This is a genomic window from Saccharopolyspora sp. NPDC000359, from assembly GCF_040300525.1.
Lineage (GTDB): Bacteria > Actinomycetota > Actinomycetes > Mycobacteriales > Pseudonocardiaceae > Saccharopolyspora.
On the sequence record NZ_JBEPDU010000027.1, the window covers coordinates 42,492 to 55,889 of the forward strand.

Genomic DNA, 13,398 nt, shown 5'->3' on the forward strand with positions numbered 1-13,398 from the left:
CCCCACCGCCCGCGTGGAGCCGCTGCCCGCACGGCGGGGAGCTAGCGCACCAGGTCAGGCCGGACCTCCGACATCACCCGGACGAGCCGCTGCACGGTGGCCTTCCCCGGCAGTTCCAGCTGCGCCTCCGGCGGGTTCGGGCTCTTCAGCAGCACCGCGTGCCGCACCCCGAACGCGCGGTCGGCCGGGTGGAACACCAGCGCGGCCGGTAGCGCCTCCGAGTTCGGATCGTCCTGCGCCTTCGGCCTCGGCTCCTGGCCGCGCACCGCGCGCAGCTCACTCCACGCGACGAGGTCGGTGTCGCCACCGCTGCGCAACCACAGACCGCGCTCGTCCACCCTGACCTGGTGTCCCCTGGACAGCATGAACAGCCCGCCGAGCAGCATGATCAGGGCGAACGGCGCGAAGATCGCGGCGAAGACCCAGCCGACCACCGGGTGGTGCCCTTCCGCCGCCGCCTCGGGCTCGAGGGCGTAGTACACGAACAACCCGTCGAAGGCGCACAAGAACAGCGCACCGGCCAGGAATCCCCAGCCGTAGCGGTACCGAACGACCTTCGCGGAACGACTCGGCGCCCATGTCTGGCTGTGCACGGGCACCGAGCCTAGGTGTCCGGGCCCGCCCGCCGGGAACCGCTGCGCCTCACGGCAGGGTGAGGATCTCGTTGCCGTCCTCGGTGATCAGGATCGTGTGCTCGAACTGGGCCGTCCAGCTCTTGTCCTTGGTGGTGACCGTCCAGCCGTCGTCCCACATGTCGTATTCGTGGGTGCCGAGGGTGATCATCGGCTCGATGGTGAAGGTCATGCCCGGTTCCAGGACCGTCTGCACCGACGGCTCGTCGTAGTGCAGGATCACCAGTCCGCTGTGGAACGAGCGGCCGATGCCGTGCCCGGTGAAGTCGCGGACCACGCCGTAGCCGAAGCGCTTGGCGTAGGACTCGATGACGCGGCCGATCACGTTGAGCTGGCGGCCCGGCTTGGCGGCCTTGATGCCGCGCATCATCGCCTCGTGGGTGCGCTCGACCAGCAGCCGCACCTCCTCGGAGACCTCACCGGCCAGGAACGTCGCGTTGGTGTCACCGTGCACACCGCCGACGAAGCCGGTCACGTCGACGTTGACGATGTCGCCGTCCTCGATGACCGTCGAGTCCGGGATGCCGTGGCAGATCACCTCGTTCAGCGAGGTGCAGGAGGACTTCGGGAAGCCCCGGTAGCCGAGCGTCGACGGGTACACGCCGTGGTCGCAGAAGAACTCGTGCACGACGGCGTCGACGTGGTCGGTGGTCGCCCCGGGCTGCACCGCCTTGCCCGCCTCGACCAACGCCTGCGCGGCGAGCTTGCCCGCGACCCGCATCGCCTCGATGACCTCGGGCGGCTGCACGTCGGGGTCGGTGCCGCGCTGGGGAGCCGGCTTGTCGACGTACTCGGGACGCTCGATGTGCGCGGGGACTGGGCGGCGCGGTGTCTGCACGCCTGGCTGCAACGGAGCTCGAACCGGCATGCCCCCCACTCTAACCACGCCCCCGACCCGCACTCCGGGTGGTGACGGCCGTCGGGGCGATTTCCCAACTCGTCCGGCGGAGGCGGGTTGCTCGGCGGGACCTCAGACGTCGGCGAGGCGCGTGCCCCGGGGCGGACCGGTCAGTTCGCGCCGGGCGAGGCGGTGGCCAGGCCCGCTTCCTCCGCCGCGGCCAGCAGGGCCGGGTCGTAGGAGAGGTAGGCCACCAGGCCGTCCTTGATCTTGCAGGCCGAGGCCAGGTGGACGGCGTCCACCGGCCCCACCTTGGCCTGCAGCTCGCTGGCGGCGTCCAGCACGTCCTGCTTGACCGGCAGGTGGTCGATCTTGGAGATGATGATCGCGGCCAGGTCCACGGCGTGCGGCCCGACCTCGCGGAACGTCCGCAGCACGTCGACCTTGGACAGCGCGCTGGTGACCCTGGGGTGCTCCCAGCGCTCGCGGACCCACTGGCTCAGCGCCTTGCTCTCCGGCTCCGGGGCGATCAGCTTGATCAGCGCGGAGGAATCGAAGTAGATCAAAACCGCTCCTGTTCACGCCTGCGCAGCAGCCGGTCGGACACGCTCGGGGTGGGCGCTGCGGGCAACGGGTCGGGCAGCTCGCCGCCGTCACCGGGCACCAGCTCCCCGGCCGCGACGAGCTCGTCGTACAGGGCTTGGTCACGCGTGGGCGGAACCAGCACCGCGACGGTGCGACCTCGGTCGGTCACCAGGATCGACTCACCCGCGGCGACCCGCTTCAGGTACCGGCTCGCGTTCTGCCGCAGCTCGCGCACACCGATCCGCTCCATGAGCTACAAAGTAGCACAACGATCACCCGACGCGATCACCCGATCACGTGACGCGATCAGCTCGCGGACAGGAACCGCCGCGCCGCGTCGACCGCCGGACCCGACGAGCCCGCGTCGGTGACCAGCACCGCGAACGCGACGTCGTCGCGGTAGCCGACGAACCAGCCGTGCGAGTGGGTGCCGTCGCCGAACTGGGCGGTCCCGGTCTTGCCGCGGACCTCCCCCGACCCGGCCAACCCGGTCGCGGTGCCCTCGGTGACCACCTCGCGCATCATCTGCCGGAGCTGGTCCAGGGACTGCGGCGACGGCGGTTGCGGGGTGGCGTCGGCCTTGGTCTCCGCGCCCCGGATCAGCGAGGGCACCGGCATCTGCCCGTTCGCGATCGACGCGGTCACCAGCGCCATGCCGAACGGGCTGGCCAGCACGGTGCCCTGGCCGATGCCGTTCTCCGCCCGCTGCACCACGGTGTCGGCCGGTGGCACCTTGCCGGTGATCGTCGTCGCGCCCGGCATCTCGAAGTCCACGCCGAGCCCGAGCTGGTGCGCGGCGTCGGTCAGCGCCGGAGCGGGCAGGTCGACCGCCAGCTGCGCGAACGTGGTGTTGCAGGACTTGGCGAACGCCGTGCGCAGCGGCACCTGGCCGAGCTCGAACTCCTTGTCGTTGGGCAGCACCCGGCCGTCGAAGGTCTTCTTCGCCGGGCAGTCCACCTGGGTGCCGACGTCGACCCTGCCCGCTTCCAGCCCGGCCGTCGCGGTCACCGCCTTGAACGTCGAACCGGGCGGGTACTGGCCGGACAGCGCCACCGGCCCCTGCGAGTCGGCCGCGGTGTTCTGCGCGACCGCGAGCAACTCGCCGGTGGAGGGCTGCATGGCCACCAGCATCGACGCCTGCGGGACCTGGTCCACCGCCTGCTCGGCGGCCCGCTGGGTGCGGTCGCCGAGGGTCACGGTCACCGGCTCCACCGGCCGCTCGGCGACGCGGTGCAGCTCGGCCGCCTCGTTGCCCGCCGCGTCCACCACCACGACCCGCCACCCAGCGTTGGCCGCGACCTGCTCGTCCGCCTCGCGGGCCACCCCGGCCAGCACCTGCGAGCCGTAGCCGCGCTCGGCGGCCACCAGCCGGGTCTGCGCCGGGAAGCGCACGCCGGGCAGGTCGTAGATCTGCCCCTTGACCCGCTCGTAGTCGGCCTGCCGGAGGGTGACCACCGCGTAGGGCTGGCCCTGCGGCGTGCGGCCGACACCGTCCAAGATGGACTGCTGGGTGATCGCCGGTTCGATGGCGCCCAGCGCGCCCGCGAGCTCGCCCGCCACCTTCGGCACGTCACCGGCTTCCTGCGGGTTCAGGCTGACCGTGACCAGCTGCTCGGGACGCATCACCTCGACGCCGTCGCGGTCGAGCACCGGCGCCGGGTCGGGTCGCTGCTCGCGGAACGCCAGGTTCTGCCCGGCCTGGAGCTGCGGGTGCAGCACGCTCGGTGCCCAGTGGACCTTCCAGCCCTGCTCGCCCTCGGCGAGGGTGAGCTCACCGGGGTAGTTCCAGACCCGGCCCGCCCCGAAGTCCCAGGACACGTCGAACTTCGCGGTCGGCGTGCCCTGCGGGTCCTCGGCGACCTCCCGGACCGTGGCGTGCACGGCTTCCGGGGACAGGGCGCTGCGCGCCGCCTCCACCGCCTGCCGGGCCTGCTCGGGGTTGTCGGTCTGCGCCGCCGCGCCTGCCACGTCCCCGGCCGCGACGGCGGTCAGGAAGGACGTCGCGACGTCCTCCTCGGACGGCCCGGTGCTGCAGGACGCGAGGGGCACCAGCAGCAGGGCCGCGAGTCCGGCGAAGATCCGCGTGGAAACCATGTCCGCGAGTATGCCGAAACCAGCGCGAAGATCCACCCGCCGTCCCCACCCCACCCACAACCCAGGATCCCCACGACCCCCGGACCACCGGCACACCCCACCGAACCGGGGCCCTGACCCCGCAACTCCCGTCGAGGTGATCTCCCAGGCGAGTCACCGGGTGATCCGCAGTTTCAATTGAAACTGCACGCACCGGTGTGTCGTGCGCCCGACACGCCGGTGGCTCGTCGGGACGACTCCGCTGAGAGCACCTCAACGGAGATCAGGTACCCGAGTTCCGATGAGATCGCGGAGTGCCGACGTGCCATCGCACGTCGGGCTGCGGGGTGGAGTGCCTCGCGAGTTCCGTTGGAATCGCGTGGGGCAGCTCAGAGGAGGACGGTGGCGAAGGAGCCGACGCGGCGGAAGCCGACCTTGCGGTAGGCCAGCCGGGCGGCGGTGTTGTAGTCGTTGACGTACAGGCTCGCCGTGCGGCCGAGGCCGCTCACCAGGCGGTCGGCGACCGCGGCGGTGCCCGCGGTGCCCAGGCCGGTGCTGCGGCGGTCCGGGTGCACCCAGACACCCTGGATCTGCCCGACGGAGCGCGACATCGCGCCGATCTCGGCCTTGAACACCACCTCGCCGCCCTCGAAGCGGGCGAACGCCCGGCCGCTGGCGATCAGGTCGGCCACCCGGGCCCGGTAGCTGGCCGCGCCACCGTCGCTGCGCGGGTCCACGCCCACCTCCTCGGTGAACATGGCGATCGCCGCGGGCAGGTAGCGCTCCAGCTCGTCCGGGCGGACCTGGCGCACCAGCGGGTCCGGCGCGATGTGCGGTGGCTCCGCCAGCACCATGAGCGGCTGCTCGGCGCGGACCTCCCGAGCCGGTCCCCACTCCGCGGCGACCTCGTCCCACAGCGCCAGCACCTGCTCGGTCGGGCCGACCAGCGAGGAGCACACCCGGCGGCGGCGCAGCGCGCGGTCGGCGAAGGCGCGCATCGCGTCCAGCCCGCCGCGCAGCGGGATCAGGTTCGCCCCGGAGAAGCACATCCCGGACAGCTTGCTGCCGTAGCCCCACAGCTCACCGCCGAGGCGCAGCGGGTGGATGCCCGCCTCCTCGACGCGCGCGGCGACCATGCAGGTCGCGACCGGAGCGGAATCCAGCACGGAGCGGACCAGCATCGCGTCCCGCTCCTCCAACAGCCGTGCACCGGCGAGCTTGAGCACCTGCCAAGACTGCCAGAAACGCCTGCCGCGCAACTCCCCTGTCCGGGACGCACCACACCCGGAGAGCCTGCGCTCACCCATTCGGAGTAGTCCAGCGGGAGGGGCCGCCCGAGGCCCGATCGCCCGGGCCCGGGACGCAGCCGATCGGCCGACCCCGAACCGGGGACGGCCGATGCCGCGGGCTCAACCGACCGTCACGACGGGCGCGTCACCGCCGGTGGGCTCCATGTCCTCGGCGATGCGCATGGCCTCCTCGATCAACGTCTCGACGATCTTGTGCTCGGGCACGGTCTTGATGACCTCGCCCTTGACGAAGATCTGCCCCTTGCCGTTGCCGGAGGCCACCCCCAGGTCCGCCTCGCGGGCCTCCCCCGGCCCATTGACGACGCAGCCCATCACCGCGACGCGCAGCGGCACCTCCATGCCCTCCAGCCCGGCGGTCACCTCGTCGGCGAGCTTGTAGACGTCGACCTGGGCGCGGCCGCAGGACGGGCAGGAGACGATCTCCAGCCTGCGCGGGCGCAGGTTCAGCGACTGCAGGATCTGCGCGCCGACCTTGATCTCCTCAACCGGCGGCGCGGACAGCGAGACCCGGATGGTGTCGCCGATGCCCTGCCGCAGCAGCGCGCCGAAGGCGACCGCCGACTTGATGGTGCCCTGGAAGGCCGGACCGGCCTCGGTGACACCGAGGTGCAGCGGGTAGTCGCACTGCTCGGCCAGGATCTCGTAGGCGCGCACCATCACGACCGGGTCGTTGTGCTTGACCGAGATCTTCAGGTCGTGGAAGTCGTGCTCGGCGAACAGGCTCGCCTCCCACAGCGCCGACTCGGCCAGCGCCTCCGGGGTGGCCTTGCCGTGCTTCTGCATCAGCCGCGGGTCCAGCGAACCGGCGTTGACGCCGATCCGGATCGGCGTGCCGTGGTCCTTGGCGGCCTGCGCGATCTCCTTGACCTTGTCGTCGAACTTCTTGATGTTGCCCGGGTTGACCCGCACCGCCGCGCACCCGGCCTCGATCGCCGCGAACACGTACTTCGGCTGGAAGTGGATGTCGGCGATGACCGGGATCTTGGACTTCTGCGCGATCGCGGGCAGCGCCTCGGCGTCGTCGGCGCTGGGGCAGGCCACCCGGACGATGTCGCAACCGGCGGCGGTGAGCTCGGCGATCTGCTGCAGCGTGCTGTTGATGTCCGCGGTGACGGTCGTGGTCATGCTCTGCACGGAGATGGGCGACTCGCTGCCCACTCCGACCGCCCCGACCTGCAACTGCCGGGTCTTGCGCCGTTCCGCGAGCACCGGAGCGGGAGCCGCGGGCATGCCCAGATCGACGGTCATCGAATCCTCTCCACCTCTTCTGGTGTTCTTCGGCGGCTGCCACCGCCCCGCACCACGATACCGGCGAGGCTTCATCCGGCCGGACGTCACGGTGGTAGGACGGATCACGTTGGGTGATCACCACCGGCCGTCGAGATCGCGTTCAGCTCAGATCCACCCGGTGCCCACCACCCGTTCGCGGTCGCACCGGTCCCCGCCGTCGGCGCCGCCGACCGCGCTTCTGCCCCACCGCAAGCCGTCACCCGACCGGGTCCAGGTGGGCCCAACCCGCCTGGACCAACGCGGACCCGGCGCTCAGAACAGCGTGACCGGGTTCACCACGTCCGCGACCAGGACCAGCAGCGAGTACGCGATGAACACCAGGCTGATCGCGTAGGCCAGCGGCATCAGCCGGGCCGTGTCGAACGGGCCCGGGTCCGGCCGCCGGACCAGCTTGGCGAAGCCGCGCCGGATCGACTCCCACAGCGCACCGGCGATGTGGCCGCCGTCCAGCGGCAGCAGCGGCAGCATGTTGAACACGAACAGCGAGAGGTTGACCCCGGCCAGTAGGTTGAACATCAGCATGATCCGGCCGTCCACGGTGATCTCGTCCGAGGACAGCACCTCGCCGCCGAGGCGGCTGGCGCCGACGATGCCCACCGGCGAGTCCTGGTGCCGTTCGCCGCCGAAGATCGCCGAGACCAGGTCCGGCACCCGCTGCGGCAGCTCGATGACCTTCTGCGCGGTGAGGCTGACGAACCCGCCGATGGTGTTCACCACACCACCGATGTCCTGCTTGACCAGCACCTGCGTCGGGCTCAGCCCGAGGAAGCCGACCGTCTCGTACTCGCTGGGCGAGTCCAGCTTCGGCATCTGGTTCTGCATCAGGTCCGGGGTCAGCGTGATCCGCTGCCCGGCGCGCTCGACGACCACCGGCACCGGCCCGGTCGACTGGCGGATGGCCAGCTGCAGCTCAGCCCAGGTGGCGTAGGTCCGGCCGCCGAACTCCACGATCCGGTCGCCGGCCTGGAACCCCGCTTCCGCCGCCGGGGTCTGCTTCGCACCGGGCGGGCAGACCTCCTTGTTCGGCGCGTCGGCGGGCAGCACGCACTCGCTGACCGCAGCGACCGTGGTGGTCGGGGTGTAGAGGCCGTGGCCCATCAGGATCGCGGCGAAGATGCCGACCGCCAGGATGAGGTTCATCACCGGCCCGGCCATCATCACGACGACCCGCTTCCACGGGCTGCGCTGGTAGAACTGCCGGTGCTCGTCCTCGGGGGTGATCTCCTCGGCGGACATCTGCCGGGCGTCCTCGACCATCGCCCGGAACGGGGAGGAGGAGCGGGTGCGCCCGTACTTCTCGTCTTTCTTCGGCGGGAACATGCCGATCATCCGGATGTAGCCGCCGAAGGGGATCAGCTTGACGCCGTACTCGGTCTCGCCCTTCTTGCGCGACCAGACGGTGCGGCCGAAGCCGACCATGTACTGGGTGACCTTGATCCCGAACAGCTTCGCCGCCGCCAGGTGGCCCAGCTCGTGCCACGCGATGGAGAACAGCAGCCCGAAGAAGAAGATCAAGATGCCAATGACGACCAGCATCCGCTATTCCGCCTTCCCCGTGGCCACCAGCTCGTTCGCCCTGGTCCGCGCCCAGTCCTCGGCCGCGAAGACCTCGTCCAAGCTCGCCGGTGCGAACCGCCACTGGTCGGCCTCGGCGAGCACGTCATCCACAGTCTGCACGATCCCGGTGAAGCCGAACCGACCGTCCACGAAAGCCGCCAGCGCCTCCTCGTTGGCCGCGTTGTAGATAGCGGGCAGGCAGCCACCGGCGGACCCGGCCGCGCGCGCCAGCTCGATGGCCGGGAACGCCTCGTCGTCGACCGGTTCGAAGGTCCACTCCTGCGCCTGGGAGAAGTCCAGCGCCGGGGCGGCCCCGGGGACCCGGCGCGGCCACTCCAGGCTCATCGCGATCGGGATCCGCATGTTCGGCGGGCTGGCCTGGGCGATCGTGGAGCCGTCCAGGTAGGTGACCATCGAGTGCACGATGGACTGCGGGTGCACCGCCACCTCGATTCGGTCGTAGTCGATGCCGAACAGCAGGTGCGCCTCGATCAGCTCCAGGCCCTTGTTCACCAGGGTCGCCGAGTTGATGGTGACCACGTTGCCCATCGACCAGGTCGGGTGGGCCAGCGCCTGCTGCACCGTGACGTCGACCAGCTCGTCGCGCTTGCGGCCGCGGAACGGCCCGCCGGAGGCGGTCAACACCAGCTTCTCGACCTCCTCGGAGCGCCCGCCGAGCAGGCACTGCGCGAGCGCCGAGTGCTCGGAGTCGACCGGCACGATCTGCCCGGGCGCGGCCTTGTCCAGCACCAGCGAACCGCCCGCGATCAGCGATTCCTTGTTCGCCAGCGCCAGCTGGGCACCGGTGGCCAGCGCGGCCAGGGTGGGCTTGAGGCCGCGGGAGCCGTCGACGCCGTTGAGCACCACGTCGGCGGGGGCCGCCTCGATGAGCTCGGTCACCGCGTCCGGCCCGACCAGCAGCCTGGGCAGCGGGAACTCACCGGCGGCGTAGCCGCGTCGCTGGGCCTCGGCGCGCAGGGCGAGCTGGACGTCTTCGGCGGCGGAGCCCTTGGCGACCGCGACGACCGGGACCTGGAACTCCAGCGCCTGCGCGGCCAGCGCCTGCGGGTCGCTGCCGCCCGCGGCAAGCCCGGCGACCCGGAAGCGGTCCGGGTTCTGCCGCATCACGTCCAGCGCCTGGGTGCCGATGGATCCGGTCGAGCCGAGCACCAGGACGGTGCGGGCGCCGGGAGCGCTCTGTTTCGGGGTATCGGCGTGCATCGCCGCCATTGTCCCTGAAGCAGGTGAGGGTAGGTCGCTCGCGGTGCACAAATCACCATCCGGGGTCACGATTCGGCCATAGGACGTTGCACGGAGGAGGTCGGCCATGGGAATCATCGGATGGATCGTTCTCGGGCTCATCGTGGGCGCGCTGGCCAAGCTGATCATGCCTGGCAAGGACCCCGGTGGGATTCTCGTCACGATGCTGCTGGGGGTCGTCGGCGCCTTCGTCGGCGGCCTGATCGGCAACTGGATCTTCGGGGTGGGCATCGACCGGTTCTGGTCGCTGAGCACCTGGATCCTGGCGATCGTCGGGTCGCTGATCGTGCTGGGCATCTACCGGGCGATCGTCGGCCGCAAGTCGGTCACGCGCGGTTGACCGCGCGCCGGGGTGCCGCGGAAGACGCTTCCGCGGCACCCTTTTCGCTGCTCGCGCCGAGACGGGCGGACGCCACCGCGTCGATGGGGTGTGCGAGGATGGGGCGTGTGGATCGCCGGTCGGTGGTTCGCGCTTCGAGCATCATCATCCGGCCCGCGCGGCCGGACGTGGTACCAGGAGGGGAACGTGGCGAGCACCGAGCTGGAGAAGAAGCCCAGCCAGGCCATCGACCCGGCCGATGAACCGTCGGTCGAGTGGGGCTGGCACGGCGGTTTCCCGAAGGCGACGCAGGTCGCGGGTTGGTTCTCCGTCTTCGCGTGCCTGATCATGCTGGTCGGCAACCACCAGGGCATCCTCAGCGGCGGCGGCCAGTTCAAGATCGAGGACGTCTGGCTGGTCATCATCGCGGCCGTGCTGGTCATCGGCCTGCTGATCGACCTGCGCCGCAAGAAGACCGCCTGGCGCCGCTGACCCCAGAGCACGAGAACGCCGCCCCCGGGTTCCCCCGGAGGCGGCGTTCTTGCGTTCGGGCTGAACCCCCCGTGCCCCGCGCCCCGTGTTGCAGGTGTCGTGAGTGCACGACAACCGCGCCCTCGCACTCACGACACCAAACGTGGGTCGTGAGTGCGTAACAGTGTTCGAACACTGTTACGCACTCACGACCAGACCTCAGACGGTGATGCCGGTGAGGACCGTGACGTGCTCCTGGGTCAGGTCGAGCATCGCTGCGTGCACGCCCTCGCGGCCCACGCCGGACTCCTTGACCCCGCCGTAGGGCATCTGGTCGGCCCGGAAGCTCGGCACGTCGCCGATGACCACCCCGCCGACCTCCAGCTCCGCCGCGGCGCGGAAGGCCAGCTGCAGGTCGCGGGTGAACACCCCGGCCTGCAGGCCGTAGCGGGAGGCGTTGACCCGCTCGAACGCCTCGTCCACCGAGTCCACCGGCGCCAGAACCAGCAGCGGGCCGAAGACCTCCTCGCAGGAGACCTTGGCGTCCTCCGGGACCCCGGCGAGCACGGTCGGGGCGAAGGTGGCCCCCTCGCGGGTGCCGCCGGTGAGCACCTCGGCGCCCGCCTCGACGGCCTCGCCGACCCACGCCTCCAGGCGCTCGGCGGCGTCCTCGTTGATCATCGGGCCGACCTTGGTCGCCGGGTCCTTCGGGTCCCCGGTGACCTGCGCCTCGACCGCCTTCACCACGCGGGCGGCCAGCTCGTCGTAGACGTCGCGGTGGGCGTAGACGCGCTGCACCGAGATGCAGGACTGCCCCGCCTGGTACATCGCGAAGGTCGCGATCCGGTCCGCGGCGAAGTCCAGGTCCGGCCAGGTGGGGTCGACGACCACCGCGGCGTTGCCGCCGAGCTCGAGGGTCACGTGCTTGCGCGGCGCGGCGTCGCGGATGCCCCAGCCGACCGGGCCGGACCCGGTGAAGGAGACCACCGGCAGCCGCGGGTCGGCGACCAGCTCGGCGGCCTTGTCGTTGCTGGTGGTCAGCACCGACCAGGAACCGGCGGGCAGCTCGGTCTCGGCCAGGACCTCACCCAGCACCAGCGCGGACAGCGGCGTCTTCGGCGCGGGCTTGAGCACGATCGGCGCGCCGACCGCCAGCGCCGGGGCGACCTTGTGCGCGACCAGGTTGAGCGGGAAGTTGAACGGGGCGATGCCGAGCACGGGTCCGCGCGGGACGCGGCGGACCAGCGCCATCCGGCCGGTGCCGCCGGGATCGGTGTCCAGCCGCTGCAGGTCGCCGGAGAACCGGCGGGCCTCCTCCGCGCCCCACCGGAAGGTGGAGACAGCGCGGGCGACCTCGCCGCGGGCCCAGCTGATCGGTTTGCCGTTCTCGGCGGTGATCAGCTGCGCGATCTCCTCGGCCCGCTCCTCGAGCCGCCGGGTCACGTGGTCGAGCGCGGCCGCGCGCACGTGCGCGGGCGCGGTGGCGAACTCGCGGCGCACGGCGTCGGCGGCGGCCACCGCGCGCTCCACGTCGGCGTCGGTGGCGTAGCACGTGGTGGCGACCGACGTGCCGTCGTAGGGGTGCCGCACCTCGAACGTGGCGTCGCTGGTGACCCGCTCGCCCGCGACCCAGTTCCCGATGACCGATGACATCGGCTGCCTCCTGTCGTATCCGATCCTGCCCAGACGCTACGACCGCCGCCGATCACCGAGCACTGCCAATCCGTACACCGGCGCCGCCGGTGCTGTCCAAACCGTCACGGCTCGCGGGCGAACGCCGCGCAGTCCGGGCAGTCGTCGAGATAGCGGTGGCGGCACTCGGCGGTGTGCTGGAGGAAGGTGATGGCCGCCTGCCTGCTGGCCACCTCGCGCTCGAGCTCGGCGATCTTCGCCTTGACCACCGCCTGCGCGGTCTCCTTCACCGGGACCGTGGCCGCGGTGATCTCGGGCAGGGACAGCCCGACCCGCCGCAGCTTGAGCACGGTGCGCGCCTGCTCCAGCGCTTCGTCGTCGTACACCCGGTAGCCCTTGCTGTCGCGGCGCACCACGAGGGCGCCGACGTCCTCCCAGTGGCGCAGCACGTGGGTCTCGACCCCGAGCTGGCGGGCCACTTCACCGATCGTCCGCACCTCGACCTTGCCTTCATGCCGACCTGAACCCATAGCGTCCCCAGCATGACCGAATCCGCAGGCACTCCCCCGAACCTGGTCCTGGTCACCGGCGCGGCGGGCAACCTCGGGCGGGAGGTCGTCGACCTGCTCGCCGCACGCGGCACCCGGGTGCGGTGCCTCGACCGCCACCCGGTGGCCGAACGCCCCGGCGTCGAGCCGGTGGTGGGCGACCTGACCGATCCCGAGGTGCTGCGCGCCGCGCTGACCGGCGTCGATGCCGTTCTCCTGGTCTGGCCGCTGCTCTCCGCCGCCCCGGCGCAGGCCGTGGTGGCGGAGCTGGTCCGCGCGGCCCCGCGCGTCGTCCACCTCTCGTCCTCGGCAGTCGAGGACGATCGTGCCCGGCAGACGGACCCGATCGTCCAGGTGCACGCAGACCTGGAGTCGATGCTCACCGGCGCCGGGCTGCGCCCCGTGGTGCTGCGCAGCGACACCATGGCCTCCAACGTCCGCGGCTGGGCCGCGCAGCTCCGGGCGGGCGACGTCGTGGCTGGGCCGGACATCGCGCGCACACCGGTGGTCGACGAGCGCGACGTCGCGGCGGCTGCGGTGAGCGTCCTGCTCGCCGGGGACGACGGCAACGGGCCGCACGTGCTCACCGGCCCTGAGGTGCTCAGCCGTGCCGACCAGGTCGCGCTCCTCGGCGCGGCGCTCGGACGCCGGTTGCGCTTCGAGCCGGTTCCGACCGATCTCGCGCGCTCGCGGATGCTCGCCGATGGCCGCCCCGAAGCGCTGGTGGAGGCGCTGATCGCCGCCGCTGAGCACCGGCTGGAGTTGACCCGCACCACCGACTGCGTGCAACGGCTCACCGGCCGCCCGCCCCGGACGTTCGCGCAGTGGGCCGCTGACCACGCCGCCGAGTTCCAGCTGGGTGGCCCGTGAGCGCACGGACCAC

14 protein-coding genes are annotated in these 13,398 nt (G+C 71.6%); 3 read left to right on the top strand and 11 right to left on the bottom strand.

What is annotated here, in order from left to right; all coding sequences use genetic code 11:
* Window positions 1-41: 41 nt before the first annotated feature.
* From ABT324_RS18460 to dxr, 9 genes are all read right to left on the bottom strand, one after another.
* Window positions 42-593, bottom strand: a complete 552-nt coding sequence (locus ABT324_RS18460) for a hypothetical protein (RefSeq protein WP_351178552.1) — start codon at window positions 591-593, stop codon at window positions 42-44.
* Between the two features lie 49 nt (window positions 594-642).
* Window positions 643-1,500 carry a type I methionyl aminopeptidase gene (map, locus tag ABT324_RS18465; RefSeq protein WP_351178555.1) on the bottom strand — a complete coding sequence of 286 codons (858 nt, stop codon included), beginning with the start codon at window positions 1,498-1,500 and terminating at the stop codon, window positions 643-645.
* A gap of 140 nt (window positions 1,501-1,640) precedes the next feature.
* Entirely contained in the window at window positions 1,641-2,036 is a 396-nt protein-coding gene (locus ABT324_RS18470) for a PIN domain-containing protein (RefSeq protein WP_351178558.1), read from the bottom strand.
* Window positions 2,033-2,305, bottom strand: coding sequence for a type II toxin-antitoxin system Phd/YefM family antitoxin (locus ABT324_RS18475; protein WP_351178561.1), 273 nt, complete (start codon window positions 2,303-2,305; stop codon window positions 2,033-2,035). The genes ABT324_RS18470 and ABT324_RS18475 overlap by 4 nt, the downstream gene beginning before the upstream one ends.
* A 56-nt stretch (window positions 2,306-2,361) precedes the next feature.
* Window positions 2,362-4,149, bottom strand: coding sequence for a penicillin-binding transpeptidase domain-containing protein (locus ABT324_RS18480; protein ID WP_351178564.1), 1,788 nt, complete (start codon window positions 4,147-4,149; stop codon window positions 2,362-2,364).
* 368 nt (window positions 4,150-4,517) lie between these two features.
* The gene (locus tag ABT324_RS18485) at window positions 4,518-5,354 is read right to left on the bottom strand and encodes a GNAT family N-acetyltransferase (RefSeq protein WP_351178567.1); all 837 of its coding nucleotides are present in this window, start codon (window positions 5,352-5,354) and stop codon (window positions 4,518-4,520) included.
* Between the two features lie 183 nt (window positions 5,355-5,537).
* Entirely contained in the window at window positions 5,538-6,686 is a 1,149-nt protein-coding gene (gene ispG, locus ABT324_RS18490) for a flavodoxin-dependent (E)-4-hydroxy-3-methylbut-2-enyl-diphosphate synthase (protein WP_351178570.1), read from the bottom strand.
* A gap of 294 nt (window positions 6,687-6,980) precedes the next feature.
* On the bottom strand, window positions 6,981-8,264 hold the full coding sequence (locus ABT324_RS18495) for a M50 family metallopeptidase (RefSeq protein WP_351178573.1): 1,284 nt from the start codon (window positions 8,262-8,264) through the stop codon (window positions 6,981-6,983).
* A gap of 3 nt (window positions 8,265-8,267) precedes the next feature.
* Complete coding sequence (dxr, locus tag ABT324_RS18500; protein WP_351178576.1) at window positions 8,268-9,515, bottom strand: 1-deoxy-D-xylulose-5-phosphate reductoisomerase; 1,248 nt, start codon at window positions 9,513-9,515, stop codon at window positions 8,268-8,270.
* A 97-nt stretch (window positions 9,516-9,612) separates the two neighbouring features.
* On the opposite strand from dxr, the gene ABT324_RS18505 reads away from it, so the two are divergent.
* Together ABT324_RS18505 and ABT324_RS18510 are read left to right on the top strand one after the other, a co-directional pair.
* Window positions 9,613-9,885, top strand: coding sequence for a GlsB/YeaQ/YmgE family stress response membrane protein (locus ABT324_RS18505; RefSeq protein WP_351178579.1), 273 nt, complete (start codon window positions 9,613-9,615; stop codon window positions 9,883-9,885).
* A gap of 186 nt (window positions 9,886-10,071) precedes the next feature.
* Window positions 10,072-10,356, top strand: coding sequence for a DUF2631 domain-containing protein (locus tag ABT324_RS18510; protein WP_351178582.1), 285 nt, complete (start codon window positions 10,072-10,074; stop codon window positions 10,354-10,356).
* Window positions 10,357-10,554: 198 nt separating this feature from the next.
* Here ABT324_RS18510 and ABT324_RS18515 read toward each other — a convergent pair whose 3' ends face one another.
* Window positions 10,555-11,988 carry an aldehyde dehydrogenase family protein gene (locus ABT324_RS18515; protein WP_351178585.1) on the bottom strand — a complete coding sequence of 478 codons (1,434 nt, stop codon included), beginning with the start codon at window positions 11,986-11,988 and terminating at the stop codon, window positions 10,555-10,557.
* Window positions 11,989-12,092: 104 nt separating this feature from the next.
* A complete protein-coding gene (locus tag ABT324_RS18520; RefSeq protein WP_351178588.1) occupies window positions 12,093-12,446 on the bottom strand; it encodes a MerR family transcriptional regulator in 354 nt (117 codons plus the stop codon).
* A 63-nt stretch (window positions 12,447-12,509) separates the two neighbouring features.
* Between ABT324_RS18520 and ABT324_RS18525 the strand changes: the two genes are divergently transcribed.
* Window positions 12,510-13,385, top strand: coding sequence for an NmrA family NAD(P)-binding protein (locus ABT324_RS18525; RefSeq protein ID WP_351178591.1), 876 nt, complete (start codon window positions 12,510-12,512; stop codon window positions 13,383-13,385).
* Window positions 13,386-13,398: the final 13 nt, after the last annotated feature.

Excerpts from the sequence above, each read along its gene's own strand:
- ABT324_RS18495 (WP_351178573.1), bottom strand. The coding sequence starts at position 8,264 with ATGCTGGTCGTCATTGGCATCTTGATCTTCTTCTTCGGGCTGCTGTTC.
- dxr (WP_351178576.1), bottom strand. The coding sequence starts at position 9,515 with ATGGCGGCGATGCACGCCGATACCCCGAAACAGAGCGCTCCCGGCGCC.
- ABT324_RS18525 (WP_351178591.1), top strand. The coding sequence starts at position 12,510 with ATGACCGAATCCGCAGGCACTCCCCCGAACCTGGTCCTGGTCACCGGC.
- ABT324_RS18480 (WP_351178564.1), bottom strand. The coding sequence starts at position 4,149 with ATGGTTTCCACGCGGATCTTCGCCGGACTCGCGGCCCTGCTGCTGGTG.
- ispG (WP_351178570.1), bottom strand. The coding sequence starts at position 6,686 with ATGACCGTCGATCTGGGCATGCCCGCGGCTCCCGCTCCGGTGCTCGCG.
- ABT324_RS18475 (WP_351178561.1), bottom strand. The coding sequence starts at position 2,305 with ATGGAGCGGATCGGTGTGCGCGAGCTGCGGCAGAACGCGAGCCGGTAC.
- ABT324_RS18505 (WP_351178579.1), top strand. The coding sequence starts at position 9,613 with ATGGGAATCATCGGATGGATCGTTCTCGGGCTCATCGTGGGCGCGCTG.
- map (WP_351178555.1), bottom strand. The coding sequence starts at position 1,500 with ATGCCGGTTCGAGCTCCGTTGCAGCCAGGCGTGCAGACACCGCGCCGC.
- ABT324_RS18515 (WP_351178585.1), bottom strand. The coding sequence starts at position 11,988 with ATGTCATCGGTCATCGGGAACTGGGTCGCGGGCGAGCGGGTCACCAGC.